The organism is Reticulibacter mediterranei (assembly GCF_016587455.1).
Window position 1 is genome coordinate 305,820 of record NZ_BNJK01000002.1, and the last position, 15,850, is coordinate 321,669.

The 15,850-nt window shown below is 54.5% G+C and carries 18 protein-coding genes; 8 read left to right on the top strand and 10 right to left on the bottom strand.

Features of this window, described 5'->3' with window-relative positions:
- Positions 1-109 precede the first annotated feature (109 nt).
- Positions 110-607: an Lrp/AsnC family transcriptional regulator gene (locus tag K3T83_RS39550; RefSeq protein ID WP_220208646.1), complete on the bottom strand. Its 498-nt coding sequence runs from the start codon at positions 605-607 to the stop codon at positions 110-112.
- Between the two features lie 131 nt (positions 608-738).
- Here K3T83_RS39550 and K3T83_RS57420 point away from each other — a divergent pair, with 131 nt between their 5' ends.
- The gene (locus tag K3T83_RS57420) at positions 739-873 is read left to right on the top strand and encodes a hypothetical protein (protein ID WP_268963544.1); all 135 of its coding nucleotides are present in this window, start codon (positions 739-741) and stop codon (positions 871-873) included.
- Positions 874-930: 57 nt separating this feature from the next.
- Here the strand turns inward: K3T83_RS57420 and K3T83_RS39555 are convergent, their stop codons facing one another.
- Together K3T83_RS39555 and K3T83_RS39560 are read right to left on the bottom strand one after the other, a co-directional pair.
- Positions 931-2,166 (bottom strand): Vgb family protein, encoded by a 1,236-nt coding sequence (locus tag K3T83_RS39555; RefSeq protein WP_220208647.1) that lies wholly within the window; start codon positions 2,164-2,166, stop codon positions 931-933.
- 311 nt (positions 2,167-2,477) lie between these two features.
- Positions 2,478-4,355, bottom strand: a complete 1,878-nt coding sequence (locus K3T83_RS39560) for a chloride channel protein (protein ID WP_220208648.1) — start codon at positions 4,353-4,355, stop codon at positions 2,478-2,480.
- 542 nt (positions 4,356-4,897) lie between these two features.
- Here K3T83_RS39560 and K3T83_RS39565 point away from each other — a divergent pair.
- Complete coding sequence (locus tag K3T83_RS39565) at positions 4,898-6,058, top strand: discoidin domain-containing protein (RefSeq protein WP_220208649.1); 1,161 nt, start codon at positions 4,898-4,900, stop codon at positions 6,056-6,058.
- Between the two features lie 221 nt (positions 6,059-6,279).
- Here the strand turns inward: K3T83_RS39565 and K3T83_RS39570 are convergent, their stop codons facing one another.
- Genes K3T83_RS39570 through K3T83_RS39580 form a run of 3 tightly spaced genes read right to left on the bottom strand, consistent with a single transcriptional unit; the run spans position 6,280 to position 7,774 of the window.
- Positions 6,280-6,717 (bottom strand): hypothetical protein, encoded by a 438-nt coding sequence (locus K3T83_RS39570; protein WP_220208650.1) that lies wholly within the window; start codon positions 6,715-6,717, stop codon positions 6,280-6,282.
- A gap of 2 nt (positions 6,718-6,719) precedes the next feature.
- A complete protein-coding gene (locus tag K3T83_RS39575) occupies positions 6,720-7,082 on the bottom strand; it encodes a DUF3817 domain-containing protein (protein ID WP_220208651.1) in 363 nt (120 codons plus the stop codon).
- Positions 7,079-7,774: a DJ-1/PfpI family protein gene (locus K3T83_RS39580; RefSeq protein ID WP_220208652.1), complete on the bottom strand. Its 696-nt coding sequence runs from the start codon at positions 7,772-7,774 to the stop codon at positions 7,079-7,081. The genes K3T83_RS39575 and K3T83_RS39580 overlap by 4 nt, the downstream gene beginning before the upstream one ends.
- A gap of 426 nt (positions 7,775-8,200) precedes the next feature.
- Between K3T83_RS39580 and K3T83_RS39585 the strand changes: the two genes are divergently transcribed.
- The 3 genes from K3T83_RS39585 (at position 8,201) to K3T83_RS39595 (ending at position 11,746) form a co-directional block, all read left to right on the top strand.
- On the top strand, positions 8,201-8,902 hold the full coding sequence (locus tag K3T83_RS39585) for a TetR/AcrR family transcriptional regulator (RefSeq protein ID WP_220208653.1): 702 nt from the start codon (positions 8,201-8,203) through the stop codon (positions 8,900-8,902).
- Between the two features lie 554 nt (positions 8,903-9,456).
- Complete coding sequence (locus K3T83_RS39590; RefSeq protein WP_220208654.1) at positions 9,457-10,323, top strand: class I SAM-dependent methyltransferase; 867 nt, start codon at positions 9,457-9,459, stop codon at positions 10,321-10,323.
- Positions 10,324-10,411: 88 nt separating this feature from the next.
- The gene (locus tag K3T83_RS39595; RefSeq protein WP_220208655.1) at positions 10,412-11,746 is read left to right on the top strand and encodes a tetratricopeptide repeat protein; all 1,335 of its coding nucleotides are present in this window, start codon (positions 10,412-10,414) and stop codon (positions 11,744-11,746) included.
- Here K3T83_RS39595 and K3T83_RS39600 read toward each other — a convergent pair.
- On the bottom strand, positions 11,743-12,222 hold the full coding sequence (locus tag K3T83_RS39600) for a nitroreductase family deazaflavin-dependent oxidoreductase (RefSeq protein ID WP_220208656.1): 480 nt from the start codon (positions 12,220-12,222) through the stop codon (positions 11,743-11,745). The genes K3T83_RS39595 and K3T83_RS39600 overlap by 4 nt on opposite strands.
- A 197-nt stretch (positions 12,223-12,419) precedes the next feature.
- Between K3T83_RS39600 and K3T83_RS39605 the strand changes: the two genes are divergently transcribed.
- Positions 12,420-13,271 carry an NmrA/HSCARG family protein gene (locus K3T83_RS39605; protein ID WP_220208657.1) on the top strand — a complete coding sequence of 284 codons (852 nt, stop codon included), beginning with the start codon at positions 12,420-12,422 and terminating at the stop codon, positions 13,269-13,271.
- A gap of 76 nt (positions 13,272-13,347) precedes the next feature.
- Here K3T83_RS39605 and K3T83_RS39610 read toward each other — a convergent pair whose 3' ends face one another.
- Positions 13,348-13,794: a hypothetical protein gene (locus K3T83_RS39610; protein ID WP_220208658.1), complete on the bottom strand. Its 447-nt coding sequence runs from the start codon at positions 13,792-13,794 to the stop codon at positions 13,348-13,350.
- A gap of 116 nt (positions 13,795-13,910) precedes the next feature.
- On the bottom strand, positions 13,911-14,384 hold the full coding sequence (locus K3T83_RS39615) for a MarR family winged helix-turn-helix transcriptional regulator (RefSeq protein WP_236065172.1): 474 nt from the start codon (positions 14,382-14,384) through the stop codon (positions 13,911-13,913).
- Positions 14,385-14,537: 153 nt separating this feature from the next.
- Between K3T83_RS39615 and K3T83_RS39620 the strand changes: the two genes are divergently transcribed.
- Positions 14,538-14,915 carry a cupin domain-containing protein gene (locus K3T83_RS39620; RefSeq protein ID WP_220208660.1) on the top strand — a complete coding sequence of 126 codons (378 nt, stop codon included), beginning with the start codon at positions 14,538-14,540 and terminating at the stop codon, positions 14,913-14,915.
- Between the two features lie 75 nt (positions 14,916-14,990).
- Positions 14,991-15,257 carry a hypothetical protein gene (locus K3T83_RS39625; RefSeq protein ID WP_220208661.1) on the top strand — a complete coding sequence of 89 codons (267 nt, stop codon included), beginning with the start codon at positions 14,991-14,993 and terminating at the stop codon, positions 15,255-15,257.
- A gap of 100 nt (positions 15,258-15,357) precedes the next feature.
- Here the strand turns inward: K3T83_RS39625 and K3T83_RS39630 are convergent, their stop codons facing one another.
- A complete protein-coding gene (locus tag K3T83_RS39630; protein WP_220208662.1) occupies positions 15,358-15,702 on the bottom strand; it encodes a thioredoxin domain-containing protein in 345 nt (114 codons plus the stop codon).
- Positions 15,703-15,850 lie beyond the last annotated feature (148 nt).

Below are 15,850 nucleotides of genomic sequence, written 5' to 3' on the forward strand. Positions count from 1 at the left end.
GATCCCCTGCACCCCTTGTCGCTACGGATAACCCAACACCTTTTATAATCTGCAATTCTCCCCCCCAATTGCCAGATGCCTCAATGATCCCGCGACCACGACATAGGGGTTAGAGAATCTCCTCCCACTCTTCACCCCGTTCGAGCAGTTCGCGGGTGATGATGGGACGTTTGTGAGGCTTGGAGAAGACAAGCGAGGTCGTGGGCAGACCGTGCAAGGAAAGCTGATCGACGATCCGCTCCAGGTGGCTAACCGAGGCAGCGGCAACCAGGGTCACGACCGAGTCGGTACCTGAAACGCGATAGCATTCGAGTACCTCCGGGATCTCGCTCACCTGTGCAGCGATGCGCGTACAATTTTGTCCGTTATGGCTACCCAGCCGGATGACCGCCAGAACGGGTAAGCCCAGTTTCGGCAGATTGACCTCGGCCCGATAGCCGCTAATGATGCCAGCCTCTTCCATGCGGCGCATCCGGTCCGCAACAGCCGGAGAAGAGAGGCCCACGCGTTGCCCCAACTCGCTATAGGAGAGGCGTGCATTCTTTTGCAATTCCTGCAACAATTGCCAGCCGGTATCGTCGAGTAGCCTTTCAATTTCAACGCTCATGGCCAGAATTCTCCTTTGTTTTTAAAATCATAACATGCAAATGCTTTTAATTTTCCCTCCATTTTAACACAAAAACGCCGTATACTGTGAGTGTTGAAACGCGATCTATGGAAATGTCCAGGAGGCCCAATATGCTTGCTATTATTGTTTTTCTGCTTGTTCTGTTTTTGATTGATATTGTGGCGTTGAGCCGGGGCTATGATAGCCGCGATGGAGTTGAGAGTCGGGAGTGGCAGCGACGTACTCTGCGGGGATACTCGGTATAAAGGAGATGCTGACGAGATGATCTCTTCTCGTCAGCATCCTATTATTTAATGAGATTGCTAGGAGTCTAAGCGGAATTTATAGATTTTGCTCTGCGTGGTATACCAGACCTCATTGGCCCAACCAGCGTAAACAGCATCCCGGGGAAAATCGTTCTGATCGGGTTGCTGATAGAGCTTAATATTGCCGGATGTGTTAATGGTTCCCATATAGACCGGGCCTGCTCCACCACCGGAGGACAGTTTCGCGGTCGACCCAGCAAAGGCATAGGTGCCACTCGACACACGTGCAATAGTGCGGGGAGATGGCGCAGAGACGGTGGTGGATACATTCGACAATTGATATTGCGTCAACTGGCCGCTGGTGGTCAACCGCCCGATACGCTGTGTGTTTTCCTGGGTGAACCAGAGATCATTGCCATCTCCGGCAGTGATATCATCGGTCTGATCCTGCATCGGATAATAAGTTAGATCACCAGATGTCGTGATGCGCGCAACACCATATGTGTCGCCGTGATAATCATAAGTGAACCAGAGCGCCCCATCACTTCCTGTCACAATGCTTCCCGGGGTTCCGATGGCATCGATATGAAAGAGCGTATACTCCCCATCAGGATAGATGCACCCGACCAATTCACTCCCAACAAACCAGAGTGGATCATGAGGGCCGCGTGTGATGTCGAGCAGGTTCAAATCATCGTCAGCCGAGCCTACGTTATAGAGCGTCACCTGCCCGCTGGCACCGATCATCTTCCCAATATAGGCCGGTCCACGATGCTGACTGTAGGTAAACCAGAAGGTATCGTCAGGGCCATTGGCAATCCCATGCAAATCATAATCGCTCAGCGGCAACAGGTATTCGGTAATCGCGCCCTGCGTGGTAATCTTCCCGATACGGTTGGCTTTCTCCTCAACGAAAAAGAAGCTCGACCCATCGTCACCTTTGACCATGTTGCCTAATCTGGGATTGGAGGTCGTCGTGACAGGAAACGCTGTAAAGGTCGCGGTGGTGGTAGCCGCAAATGGCGCGGGTTGAGCATTTGTCTTGAGAGTATAATTTTTGAGCGTCGCCTTCGCTTTTTTACCAGCAATTTTGCCTGTTTTGAGGACGATCTGCGAATTCTTAATCGTTGCTTTTAGTTTTAATGGGCTTGGATTTGTACCAGCAGTTGCGAAGGTAGAGGCAAAGCTGAGTGGAGCCGTTGCAAAGTTGATGCTCAGGCCCGCACCCGTTGCCAGTATTCCCGCAATCGCCTTTCTTCTACTCATAAGCATTTTGTTTGATTTCATTTTCATAGAGATTTCTATTCCTTTCATTTAGCCGTTGGGATGCTTTTCATCTCCCACAAATCAGTATAGAGTAATTCTCCAATAAATGCAATGGCATGATACTTAGGTATCACATATTATATACTATAGAGACATTTCAGTATTGTAGTTTATATGTAAATTTACAATTGAAATATTTACAGCATTTACAACATGTTGAAAGGAAAGCTGGCATAAAGAAAAGGGGTTATGGATCACAAGGGAAGCCCTTTTCCCTCGTAATCCATAACCCCTTTAAAGCAAAAGGCGGGAAGAGAAATTCTTAGATTGGGGACACGTCAGGCGATGGTCTCTTCACGCACGCTTCGTCTGCCCAGGGGCAAGAGCATATGCAGGCGCAACACGCGCTCGCGGCGGCGCTCTTCGTCCAGGTTGCGCGAACGAGCTTTAAGCAGATCGTTCAGCGAGACGATCCCCACCAGATTTCCCTCAACGTCCACCACCGGCAGGCGTGTATAGCCTGTTTCAGCCATGCGATAGACGACCAGGCGCAACGGTTCGTCGGGATAGGTCGTGATCGGATCGTGCCGGATCACCTCGCCCAACTGCCAGTCGCCATCAGGACTGTTCTCAGCCAGATGTTGGAGATCGCGGCGAGTCACAACGCCAACCATATGCTCCTGCTCATCCAGCACTGGATAGAGCCGCTGCACCACTGGCAGCTTGCTACCATTCAGCTCATCGTCTTTTCCCTGCGCCTTCAGGCTACGAGCGCCATCGTTCAGCATCTCACGCACGCGCTGGCGCGAAATGGAGGCGGGCAGGGCCGCAATATTGGTCCGCATTACTTCACGCACAAACAGGATTTCGAGCGGATCGGTCGCGTACTCACGGCTGAGATGGTAGCCACGCCGGGCGATCTTCTCAGTCAGGATCGAGCGACGCATCACCAGCACCGTAAAGCCGTAGGAGGCCATGACCGCGATAAACAGGGGCACAACCGAGTTGAAATCGTGTGTCAGTTCGAGGGCAAAGACGACGCCCGTGAAGGGAACGCGCATGGTTCCGCCAAGAATCGCGCCCATGCTAATTAAGATCCAGAACCCGGCTCCTTCGTGTGGCAGGAAGAGCGCATCGATGCCACCGAGCGCACAACCCATCATCAGCAGCGGGGCCAGCACGCCACCGGATGTGCCAGAGCCGAGCGAGGCGGACCAGATAATCGATTTCACCAGCAAGACGCCTAGAATGACGCCTGTTGTGACATTGCCCTGCAACATCTGGCCGATGGTATCGTAACCAACGCCGAGCGCCTGCGGAAAGAAGAGGCCGCCGATACCGATAATCAGACCGCCAACCGCAGGCCACCACATCCAGTGCATGGGCAGTTTGCCGAAACTATCTTCAAAGAAGTAGACCGCCTGAGTGAGCAACGCCGACAGCAGACCGGCCAGCACGCCCACCAGCACACAACTGAGCAGGCCCACCGGATCGATCACCAGTGGGTGCGCCGGAACGGGAAAGAGCGCTCCCTGCCCGATAATATAGTTGCGCAACCCGTAGGCTGCGACACTGGAAAGAGAGACCGGAACAAGACTGCGCGGCTTCCACTCAAAGAGCAGCAACTCGGCTGCCAGCAATACAGCCGCAACGGGCGAGCCAAAGGTTGCCGACATACCACCAGCCGCCCCGGCAACCAGGAGAATCTTGCGTTCGGCGCTGGTCAGGTGAAAGAACTGAGCGAGCATAGAGCCGACAGCCCCACCGGTCATAATGATTGGTCCCTCAGCACCAAACGGGCCGCCCGAACCAATGGAGATCGCGCTTGAGAGCGGCTTCAAGAGGGCCACTTTCGGCTCAACCTTACTACCATTAATGAGAATAGCCTCGATAGCCTCCGGGATGCCGTGACCACGAATGCGCTCCGAACCGTAACGCGCCATCAGGCCAATGATCAGCCCACCAACGACCGGGACAAGCACGGCCAGCAGGCCCAGATGATTCCCGGCTGGCGAGACCATTTCGGTGCTCCACCGCTGATAGAAAAAAAGATTGGTACAAAGTCCAATTAATTTCAGTAAGATAAGCGCTACAACTGCGCTAACGATACCAATGCCAAGCGCCGCCACTGATAGAACCAGCATGCGAGGCGTGGCCGTAAAATCTCCCAATTTTCTTGCATTGTCTTCAGAATGTGATATGTCTGCTTTTGCCATTGTATTCCTCGTGGGGCGCGAACAGATGACCCTACGCGCGGGGACAGCTCCAATAACGCCCTATCCATATGATCTCTTTCAATTTTATCGTATTACGATATATTTTGCAACAAGCTCACGTTATCGGCAACCCCGTCATATATGAGTCATCCCAAACTTTTTTGCTGCGGCTCAAGGTTCTTCTGCATCCTGACAACTCAGCGCCTTCGGCGCTTCGCAGTTGTTTGAGTGTGGTGGGTGGCGTGGGATGGGCGCCGCCCACCACACTCAAACAACCAACGAGCAGCAAAGCTGCGAGAAGAACAGTCCCGGCGTTCTCTCATGCGATGAAACTCCGGGATGACTCATATACGAAAGACTTTCCCTCCATCCCTCTTTCTGCTTGCTGCTCGTCTGTTACTATTATCTCTAGATCTGGAAAAATGCGATTCGCTTTTTAAGCATATATTTATTTTTGTGTGGTTTATAATTTTTATCCCTTTATTGCCGCGTCGTTATGGGGACGCAAAGAAACCAGAAAAGGGATATATCAGGAGATCGTTATGGAGAAACTTTCCTGGAAAGATCGGCTCCGTCAGAAGCGTACTTCTCTGCTTATCGTGGTCGTTGTTGCTGTCAGTTGTCTCGTCAATCTTGCTCTTCTGCCACAACTTATTTATGCCTCTGCACGACAGGATGACTCACAACCTATTTCGCAGGGTCGCCCGGCTATTGCGTCGTCAACATTGTCGGTCACACGTTCCCCCCAGGCGGCGGTTGATGGCGATCCCAAGACTCGCTGGACCAGCACAGCAGGTAGCCTCCAATGGCTAGCGGTCGATTTTGGTACCAGCGCAACGTTCCAACGCGTCGTGCTGCAATGGGATGCCTTCTATGCACGCTCATACTTCTTGCAAGCATCCGATGACGGCTCTCACTGGACCGTTATTTATACACAAAACAACGGGCAGGGCAAGACAGAAACGGCAACTGTTACCGGCAAGGGTCGATACATTCGTCTGGCTCTCATCAGAGGTATCGCTAGAAATTGGTTTTCTCTGTGGGAGTTTCAGGTGTATGGTCAGGAAGGTACAGCAACGCCGACCGCCACTGGAACCCCCTCCCCTACCCCCACCGCAACTGTCACTCCTTCTCCCTCGCCTACACCGTCTCCGACTCCCTCGCCGACTGCTACTCCTTCTCCTACGCCTACACCGTCTCCGACTGCTACTCCTTCTCCTACGCCTACACCGGTTCCACCCACGCCTACTCCTACGCCTACTTCCAGTGGAGGCATGCCACAACTGGTACAACAACTCTTTCAGCAAATCAATAGTGATCGCGCCGCTCAAGGGTTGCCGCCCTATACATGGGATGACAAAATAGCCGCCGTTTCTGTCGCCCATAGCAAGACAATAGCTGAGGCAGGACAGGCATGTACAGCAGACCCGCATCAGTGTCCTGGCGAACCCGCTATTGGTGATCGTTTGAAAAACGCGGGGATCGACTGGAGCGCTTGCGCAGAAAATGTAGGCGGTACGTCACCGACGCCGGATCAGTGGACTGCCGTGAAAACCAATATCGAGCAAGGAATGCTCAACGAGCAGCCGCCCAAAGATGGTCATCGCCTCAACTTGCTCAGCACCACTTATCATCGCATGGGCATAGGGATGTATATAGCTAATGATGGATTCATCTGGATGACTGAGGACTTCGCCAACTGACAAAACCCGTCATAACAAGGCAGTTCCCCCACACCCGTAGCGACAAGGGGTGTGGGGGAGGGGTTGCGGGGGCCTTGCGCTTGTCGCCCTCCCCCACACCCCTTGTCGCTACGGGTGGCCCCAACATCTCTGTCCCCCACCATTCCCCTTCAATTGCCAGATGCACCAACAGCATCATTTATATCTGAGTCGCGCCCCTCATATTTCGATCACCTCGATGTTCACATGACATATGTTGCGCCGGTCATGATACCAACGGCCAGCACTGTGAGGGCTGCTCCGATGGTTGCCCAGCGGCGTGCCGGGCCGTTCCCCACCTGCTCGATCTTGAGCAGCGCGGGACGGAGCATGCCATCACCGATGCCCAGCAGCACCAGCGCAATTACGAAACCTGTAATGATGAACGCGCCCCATGCACCTGTAAACAGATTGGCAAAGCCCCGCGTCCTCGTAATCAGCACCAGGCCAAAGCCCATCGTGAGCGTTCCCGTGTAGGTGAGAATACGCACGATGACAACGGTCAGATTGACAAGCGCTTCGTTCTTCTCGCCTTTTTGGATGCATGGAATGATGAAAAACGCGAGCAAGACATAGCCACCAACCCATGCTGTGGCCGCCAGGACATGCCCATAGCGAATCAACCAGGAAATAAGTTGCATGTTCAGTTTCCCCTTCGTTGCGCCAGTGGCACGGATGCAACGCTTTCCTGCGCCGCAACTGATGAGGCTCTCAGGCGACGATGCATAATCCACTCACCAATAAAGGCCCCAGGCGGGCCAGCGGTCAACAGGACGGCCAGCGGGAACCACCATCCCCAGATACCATCGAGCGCCGCTGCTGTCACGACGACGAGCAAGAGCAGGTAGTTGATGCCATGCAGGGGGCCAAGAATATGCACGATATCCTTCTGCTCAGTCAGCGCCGCCCATACAAGCGCAATCAACAGAACGAGATCGAGCAACGCAAACAGACGCACGATCCGCAAACGGTTTTGTAGGCGCTTGACTTGCAGTGCTGGAATCATAACATCCGCCCGTCAGATGTAGAGGCGCTGATGATCCAGTTCTGCATAAACTCTTGAGCCAGCTCGATCACGCGTGGGGACGCCTGTGTCGGTGATCCCGCGTGAAATGGTGGCTGTGGATCATATTGCATCAATAGTTGTGTGGCCTCCGCAATTTCCCGGCCTGCAATCTGATCGACCAGAAAGAACGCCATATCGATCCCGGCAGAGTTCCCGGCTGCGGTGATGATTTTGCCATCTCGCACATAATGCCGGTCGGGACAGGGTATCGCGCCAAACTGTGCAAGTTGATCCATAGCGAGCCAGTGCGTTGTAGCCTGCACGCCCCGCAGCAGTCCAGCCGCACCAAGCAGCACTGAGCCGCCACACACAGAGGTTGTCCAGCGTGAGGTCTCATGCGCCGTGCGAATCCAAGACAACACACGCTCAGACGGCACCGCAACGGGACTGCCAGGACAAACGACAAACACGTCCGGGTGCGGAACATCTTCGAGCGCATAATCGGCGATAAGGGATAAAAAGCCAGAATCTACGCGTTTCGGGCCGGGCGTCTCTGCCACAAATTTGACGGTCGCACCGGGAATGCTGCGCAGGGCTTCATATGGCCCAACGGCATCGCTGGCAGTCATCCCTTCATGGAGGAGAATGGCAATCGTGATCGGCTCATTGAGATGAGAGCTGGTAAACGACATAAGGAATGCTCCTTTGCAAATTTCAAACAAGATTGATATGTATTTCAAACGCGTTTGAATCATAGCAAAATCTGTTATACTATGTCAAGGGACTACCCTATTGTAGCAGGGCTTTCCAATTCTCCCATCTAGCGGGAGTGCAGAGGGCGGCAGCCCTCTGCCGGGGTGCGGGGTGTCCCCGCAAAAACCTTTTTTCTTCTCTTTTGCGCGCCGCCTGCGGCGGCGCGCGAAGGAGGGAAGGAAACTGGGGACACCCCAGACCCCGGCAGGGAGACCCTGCACCCCTTTGAGCGGAGAACTGGAAAGCCCTGCCTATTGTAGTCGAGCGATTGATCGTGGGGGAGATAGGTAACAAGCTCCCCCGCGATCAATCGCTCGACTACAATAGGGGAAGATTATCCAGTAAGCAGAGAGGTTTATCGATGTATGGGCAGGTTTCGAGAGCGGCGCGAGGCACGCAGGCATGAAGAAAACATGCGGGCGGCAGAAGAATTGACGGCAATGACAGGCGGCGACCCGAAAGATCGCCTTCTGGAATCGGCCTCGCGTCTCTTTGCCGAACAAGGGTTGGAGGCGGTTTCGCTGCGGTCCGTGACAGCGGAGGCCGGGGTCAATATCGCCGCCGTCAACTATTATTTTGGCTCAAAGGCAGCGCTATTGCAGGCGATGACGCAACGTTTCTTCCTTGCCGTCAATCGAGAACAGCTAGATCGTCTGGATGCACTCACGGCAGGCACGCCGACCCCTTCGGTGCGAGATCTCCTGACCGCCTATGCAGCACCGATCTTCGCGGTCTTCGATTCTCCGCGTGGGCGCGAATGGATTCAGGCGTTGATGATGGTCCGTAGTGCAATGCTCACCACAGCAAATGCAAGCGTGATGGAGGGAGAAGGCGGCGCGGAGGTTACGAGTCGCTACTATGAAGCGTTGCGGCGCGCACTACCACAACTACCACCGGACGAGCTATGGTGGCGCTTCGAGCGGATGCACGGCCTGCTGATGGCGAATCAGGGCAGGCGGGCTGCACAGGTTTCACAAGATCAACAGCGAGACCGAGCGGGACGCAACGAGCGCGCCTGGCTAATTACGTTTCTGGCGGGTGCGCTTGAGACGGCTGCAACCGGCTGAGCAGACAGCAACGCTCCCTCGCAATAGTTCTGCAAAAGCCCAGGGCTTTCCAATTCTCCCATCTAGCAGAAGTGCAGAGGGCGGCAGCCCTTTGCCGGGGTGCGGGGTGTCCCCGCAAAAACCTTTTTTCTTCTCTTTTGCGCGCCGCCTGCGGCGGCGCGCGAAGGAGGGAAGGAAACTGGGGACGCCCCAGGCCCCGGCAGGGAGACCCCTGCACCCCTTTGAGCGGAGAACTGGAAAGCCCTGGCAAAAGCCCAGGGCTTTCCAATTCTCCCATCTTGCGGGAGTGCAGAGGGCGGCAGCCCTTTGCCGGGGTGCGGGGTGTCCCCGCAAAAACCTTTTTTCTTCTCTTTTGCGCGCCGCCTGCGGCGGCGCGCGAAGGAGGGAAGGAAACTGGAGACGCCCCAGGCCCCGGCAGGGAGACCCCTGCACCCCTTTGAGCGGAGAACTGGAAAGCCCTGTGCAAAAGCCCTATTACCCTTGCCTTGCCATACACACTCGTGTATACTCAATAACTGAAAAGTTTCATCCTATGCTTGCAGAGGAGGGGGGACATGGACACGCCGACATCCAATCAGCATACATATATACTTGACCCCGAAAGCCCCACAGAGATGGCTCGCTTGATCCACTTCGATCAGGTAGTGACGAGAGCGATGGGAGGACCGCTGGCCGAACAAACTCCGGCCACCGTCGCCTCTATGCAACGTCTGCTCGATCTGGCCTGTGGACCCGGCGGATGGGTCTTAGATGTTGCCTACGACAACCCGCATATCGAGGTGGAAGGCGTCGATATCAGCAAGACGATGATCGATTACGCCTATGCTCGGGCGCGCACGCACAAGCTGCCCAACGCGACCTTTGGCATTATGGATATCAACCTGCCATTAGACTATTCGGACGAGACATTTGATCTGGTCAACGCTCGCTTCATCAACGGTGTCCTCAAACGCGAGACCTGGGGCACCTTTATCGCTGAATGTACACGCATCCTGCGTCCTGGCGGCGTGTTGCGGCTCACGGAGATGGTCAACGTTGGCAACACAACCAGCCCCGCATTTGAGCGCATTCATACTCTGCTCTGCCAGGCAATGTGGCGCATCGGCTACGGCTTCTCGCCTGATGGCTCCTCGATTGGCATTACGCCCGTTCTGCCCAGGTTGCTGCGCGAAGCACACTACGAGTCTCCTCAAATTGCATCCTACGCCGTTGAATTCTCTGCGCAAACCCCCTATTGGATGGATCTCTACCGCAACTTTGAGGTTGGCTACCAGATGGCGCTTCCCCTTTTCGTCAAGCTTAATCTGGCGACGCAAGAAGAGATGGGGCAGATCTACCAGCAAATGTTGATCGAAATGAATGAAACGAGCTTCTGTGGCATATGGAATTTCTCGACCGTCTGGGGTACTCGACCGACTTGATGTCTCTTTCTGTCGTGATGTACGATTGTCGCTACGTGGGAAGGAAATATTCGCATTTTCCCTAATTATATAGCAGGTAAAAGTATTTATGAAAGATTATCAGGAAAAGCTGGATCGCGTACGTTCTCTTTTGAAGGAAGATAAAGCTCAGGAGGCGTTTCGCGCCCTGCTCCCCGTTTTTCGTTATCCTGGCATGATGCAACGACCAGAAGAGTTCGCGGCAGTGCTGGCTGTGTTTGCAGAGATTAGCGCAAAGATTGCTGGGGACGAATTCACCTCTATCGTGCGCCATACGCTCGACCACATTGATGATCCCGGCGCACTTTACAGCCTGGGCTACGAACTGATCGATCAAGGCTTGCCTGCTATTGCCGCCACCGTACTGGCCGAGGCGCATCGTCTCGCCCCCAATAATGTAGAGATCCTGACCGAGCTGTGTGCGGCGCTTGAACGCTCCACGCTCTACGCCGACGCCTGCCGCTATCTCAAGGCCGCGCCAGAGGTGTTGCAACACTCCTTCCTGTGCAGCTACCTGCTGGCCTTCAACTCACTGATGAGCGGCGATCTGAAAACGACGCGCCGCCTGCTGCCCGATCTTCAGCGCTTGCAGGAACAGGATGAGCATTTTGCGGCGCTGTCGGCTCGCATCATTCGCATGTTGCGCCGGGCCGATGCCTTGAGCGGCCATGCACCGCTGGATACACGCGATCTGCGGGGCTGGCATATGGTGATTACGTCCGGTCTACTGCTACATGTCTCGCCTCATGGCTTTGATGAGGGGATGAACGGACGCTACGCCTTTGTGCAGGATACGCTGGAACTATGCCTGGAGGGGATAGAGCGGGTCAAGGCCGTTCTCGCCGCGCTTGAGATCACGCCTCCGCGCATCTTTGCCCTGCCTGAGCGCGGCAGCTCAATTCTGGCTCAGGCCACTGCTCGCATCCTCGATTGCCCGCTGGAAAACTGGCCCGATGGTGGCAGCGAGGAGCCAGGATTGATCGTCGCCTATGATCTCGCCCTGCTTGACGAAGATCTGCTACCAACATTGCTCCAGCATCATCCAGGCCAGATTCTCTGGAACCACGCCTCGTGCTGGACAGAGGATCAACCTATCAGCGGCGATCTGACGACCTTTCTCTATCAGGTCAACTACGAACCCTGGGGAGAACGCATACGGGTTGACCAGGAGCAGCAACAGGCCATCACGGAGCCGCCAGACGAGCGTGATGAAGCCATCATCGCCGCCGAAATCGTCTCAGCCACCCTCGAACCTGGCACCCTGGACGATCTTCCCGCTCTGATCGAACTGGCACGCGCCGCCGCCGCCACAACCGGAGAAGCTGCTCCCGGCCTGCTCTGCTCCGGTGGACGACGCAAGAAGCAATGGAGCGGCTCGCCCGTACCCAGTTCGCGCTTCACTTAGAGCGATGGCCGCAGCGCAACCCCGCGCAGGGCGTGGCTCAATGCACACAGCCCATCAGAGGTGCCATCATAGGAAGTGTAGCCCAGAACGTGCATGAACTCACGAAACAACCAGGGATGATGGTGCTGGTACTCTTGCAAGAGTACCAGCGTCTCCTCGGCGGTAAGCATGCGCTGTTGCGGCTTGTAATGTTGGCGTCCGACCTGCACTTCCACCGCTGGTCGAACCTGAATATTGCGATACCAATCGCTCTGCGCACCATAGCCGGACATCACGATGCACTCTTGAGTAGAGGGATCATAACGCACAACTTCGAGCACGGTCTGCCTCTCGCGCCCACTTTTACGCCCAATATGCGTCATCATCAAACAGCGATGCCCCAGCAGCCAGCCCAGGTGCCAGCGGTACAGATACTTCGGCAACACAAACCCTAATTTTAATAGTCCGGTTGGTCGCGACGGAGAGATGCTCGCCATAACTTGCCTTCTTTCACTCTTCCTGCACTACAATAATAACTGACCGGTCAGTTATTATTGTAGTGCAGGAAAACAATGTTTGTCAATGATAGAGCATATGAACATATCGCATAAGTTTATGAAAGATATGATTTGCATGCATAATCCGGACCGGGTATACTCTTCGGAGAAACACATTAACGGAGGCTTGGAGACATATGACAGCGTTTCAAGGGACGATTCTAGTGTTGGGTGCGACCGGGCAGCAGGGAGGAGCTGTAGCGCAACAACTGGCTACGAACGGTTGGACGGTTCGCGCATTGGTGCGCGACCTCGCCAGAGGGGATCACCGCTCTGATCTGGCATTCAATCAGCCAGGGATCGAGGTTGTACGCGGCGATCTGGATGATCTCAACTCGCTCAACACAGCTATGAAGGGCACGCATGGGGTTTTCAGCGTGCAGCCTGTGAGTGATCCTGCAACAGAGATACGGCGCGGAAAACTGGTGGCAGATGCAGCGAAACAGGCGGAGGTCGCTCATGTGGTGTATAGTTCGGCGAGCGGTGCTGACCGCAATACTGGCATACCACCATTTGAGGCGAAAGGCGAGATCGAACGCTACCTTCGCCTCCTCGATCTTCCCGCCACTATTCTGCGGCCCCCAATGTTTATGGAAAACTTTCGCTTTTTATTGCAAGAGCAACACGGACAAACAACGCTTCTTTCTATGGGAGGTACGCTACAAACAAAGATGCAGATGGTGGCGGTACATGATATAGGCGCGTTTGCCGCGATTGCATTTAACTATCCAGCCACCTATCAAGGCAAGGCTATTGAGCTTGCTGGCGACGAACTGACCTTTGCACAAATTACCGAGGTGTTGGGGCGCTTTCTTGGACGACCAGTTGCTTATCACGTTGTTGAGCAGCACACAAATGTGGATGGAAAGAGGATCACTGAGTTTTTTGAGCGCGAAGGCTTCAGAGCCGACATCACCGCTTTGCGCCAGATTCACCCACAACTTCTGAGCCTCGATGCCTGGCTGCGTCAGGGCAATTTGCATCACTAGAATTGTATTGGAACACGAGCAAGTTCATGTAATCTAGTGGCTCTATTGAGCGGGTGGTGAGACCTCCACCCGCTTCTCAAGCTGAACGGCGCTGCAATCGATCGGTGGAATGTTCGTACTTATTGGCAAAGATGCGGATACCACAAAAGATGTTGCGCCGGGTAAACGGCTCCGGGGTCTGGCGCGTGAGACGTTCACGCACCTGGGGCTTGTCTGCCCCGGGTGAGTAGTACCAGGGTTCCATCAGCGTCCAGGCCGGCGAAAAGACCCAATCGGGGCAAGGAATCTCGTACTTCTGGCACAGATATTCCACGCTCGCGGCACAGAAGACGGCCCAGCGATGCAGGTCTGCCGTCGCCTCCTCTGGCTCCTGGATCGGATCTTGCACCAGTTCCGCACGCAGTTCGGGAGCGTTGCCAAAGTAATCATTCATAAAGTTGCCCAGGGGAATCCAGGGATCTTCGCCCGCACAGATTTCCCGATAGGACATCTGCATTGTTTGCAATTCCAGACACGTGTTCATAGACATCCCCTTCAGAATATCATCTCAGAGTTCATTGTAACATGCAAAAACGAATTTTGGGAGTGGTGCAGCTACATTTTCTCTGCAAAATTCTCCTTTATCGGGATTTTCATGATTTACCAGGGTGGACGGAGCCGATACGAGACGATATCGCTCTCCGAAGAAGCGACCAGGCGACGTAAATCTGCGCGTAACATCTGCATATGGTCGGAACCGACGATGGAGGTCCAGCGCTGCTCAATCCTGGCAAAAACCGCTTCGGTCGCCCGAATACAATCCCAACCGCGCTGTGTGAGCAGAACCAGCTTCCCGCGCTTGTCGCTGGGATGAGGCTTGCGCATAACATAGCCGCGCGCCTCAAGATAATCGACCATCTGGCTTGCCGCCTGCTTGGTCACGCCGAGATGTTCGGCCAGTTCGTTGCCGGTGGCACCATAGGGTGCGAGCCGCTGAAAAACAAAGCCATGCGACGGCCTGACATCGTCAAAGCCCCGAGTCGTCAGCTCTTTATGCAGATCATCGATCAAAATGCTCCAGGCCGTTCCCAGCAGCGCGATCAGTTCATAGGTAGTCGATGGAGTTTCGGCCACGCGTCTCTCCCTCCTCAACTCAAATTCAACAAGCATTGTATAAGCATTGTATCATGCAGATAGTCAACCTACTTGACAATATAGAGCGGCCTATGGTATTCTTGCAGGGTAGTCAAGTAGGTTGACCATTTTACAATTAAAGAGGAGAGACCCATGCCTGTAGTACGAGCAAAGGATGCCCCGACATTTGATCTTGATGGTTTGCATTTTCACGGTTTGACCTCGCCAAGTCGTGGTGCGACGGAGCTATGCACATGGCGGCTGGGAGTCGCAGCCGGGGCGGAGAGCGAGGCGCATCATATCGATCGTGAGGAGGTGTTTATTGTGCTGGACGGCAGCATCAGCATCGTTACGACCGCCGAAGAGTTTGAATTGCATGCGGGAGATGCCATCAGCATTCCAGCGCAAACGCAATTTCGCCTCAAGAATGCCAGCCAGGAGAACGCACAACTCGTCGTCTGCCTCCCTGTAGGAGCGCACGGGACGATGGCCGATGGGCGCGAAGTTGGCACGCCACCCTGGGCACGATAATGCAGCTTTCTTTCGTAGTTGCGCGATAATTGGCGCATCCGGCAATTGAAAGGGGAATAGCTCTGGGCAGAGAGGATGTTGGGTTCACCCGTAGCGACAAGGGGTGGCAAGGGGTCGTGGGGGCCTTGCGCTTGTCGCTGTTGGGTCTGGGAAACCGACAAACGATGTGGCGAGGGCGACAAGCGCAAGGCCCCCACGACCCCTCCACGCCGCCCCTTGTCGCTACGGGTGGGGAGAACCGTCTCTCTTCCCGGAACATTTGCCGGATGCACCAATTATCGCGCTATGGCCTCATTCTCACAAATGTCACAGCGCGATCAATCGCTCGGCTACGAAAGATAGTATTTTTTATGATAAAATAAGGAGTAGATCCAGGAACTATCTGGATCTACTCCTTATTACGCAATGCGCGACTTATCGCGCACCTACGAAATGATGCTCTCTAATGGGCGGCTTGCATCATTTTATCGCAGCTCTGCCGAATATTGTCTGCCGTCACTTTATCTCCGGTCAATTCACTCATCTGCTTGCCGTTGTTGAGGAAGCGAGCTGTCGGAACGACTCTCACATTACATTTCTGTGCAATCTGAGGCAGGCGATCTTTATCAACGTAGAGAACTTTGACGTAGGGAGGAATGGGCATCGGAGCCAGGGCCAGGCTCTGAATCGGGCCACGAGCCATGTTCCAGGCACCATTCGATGATGACCCAAATACCGTGATGACCGGACCTTCCTGCATAAGATCCTCAAACTGCTCGTCGTCTTTGATTTCAATCCATTCTGCCATAGTATTGTCACCTTTCTATAGGAGGCCATTCTCCTATAACTGTGTGGCTCAATAAAAACCCCTTCTTACTTCCTGCTCAGGAAGGGAAGAAGTCTACTCTCACTATACACCTCCCCCCAAACAATAGGGGTCAGATCACGCCTGCTAT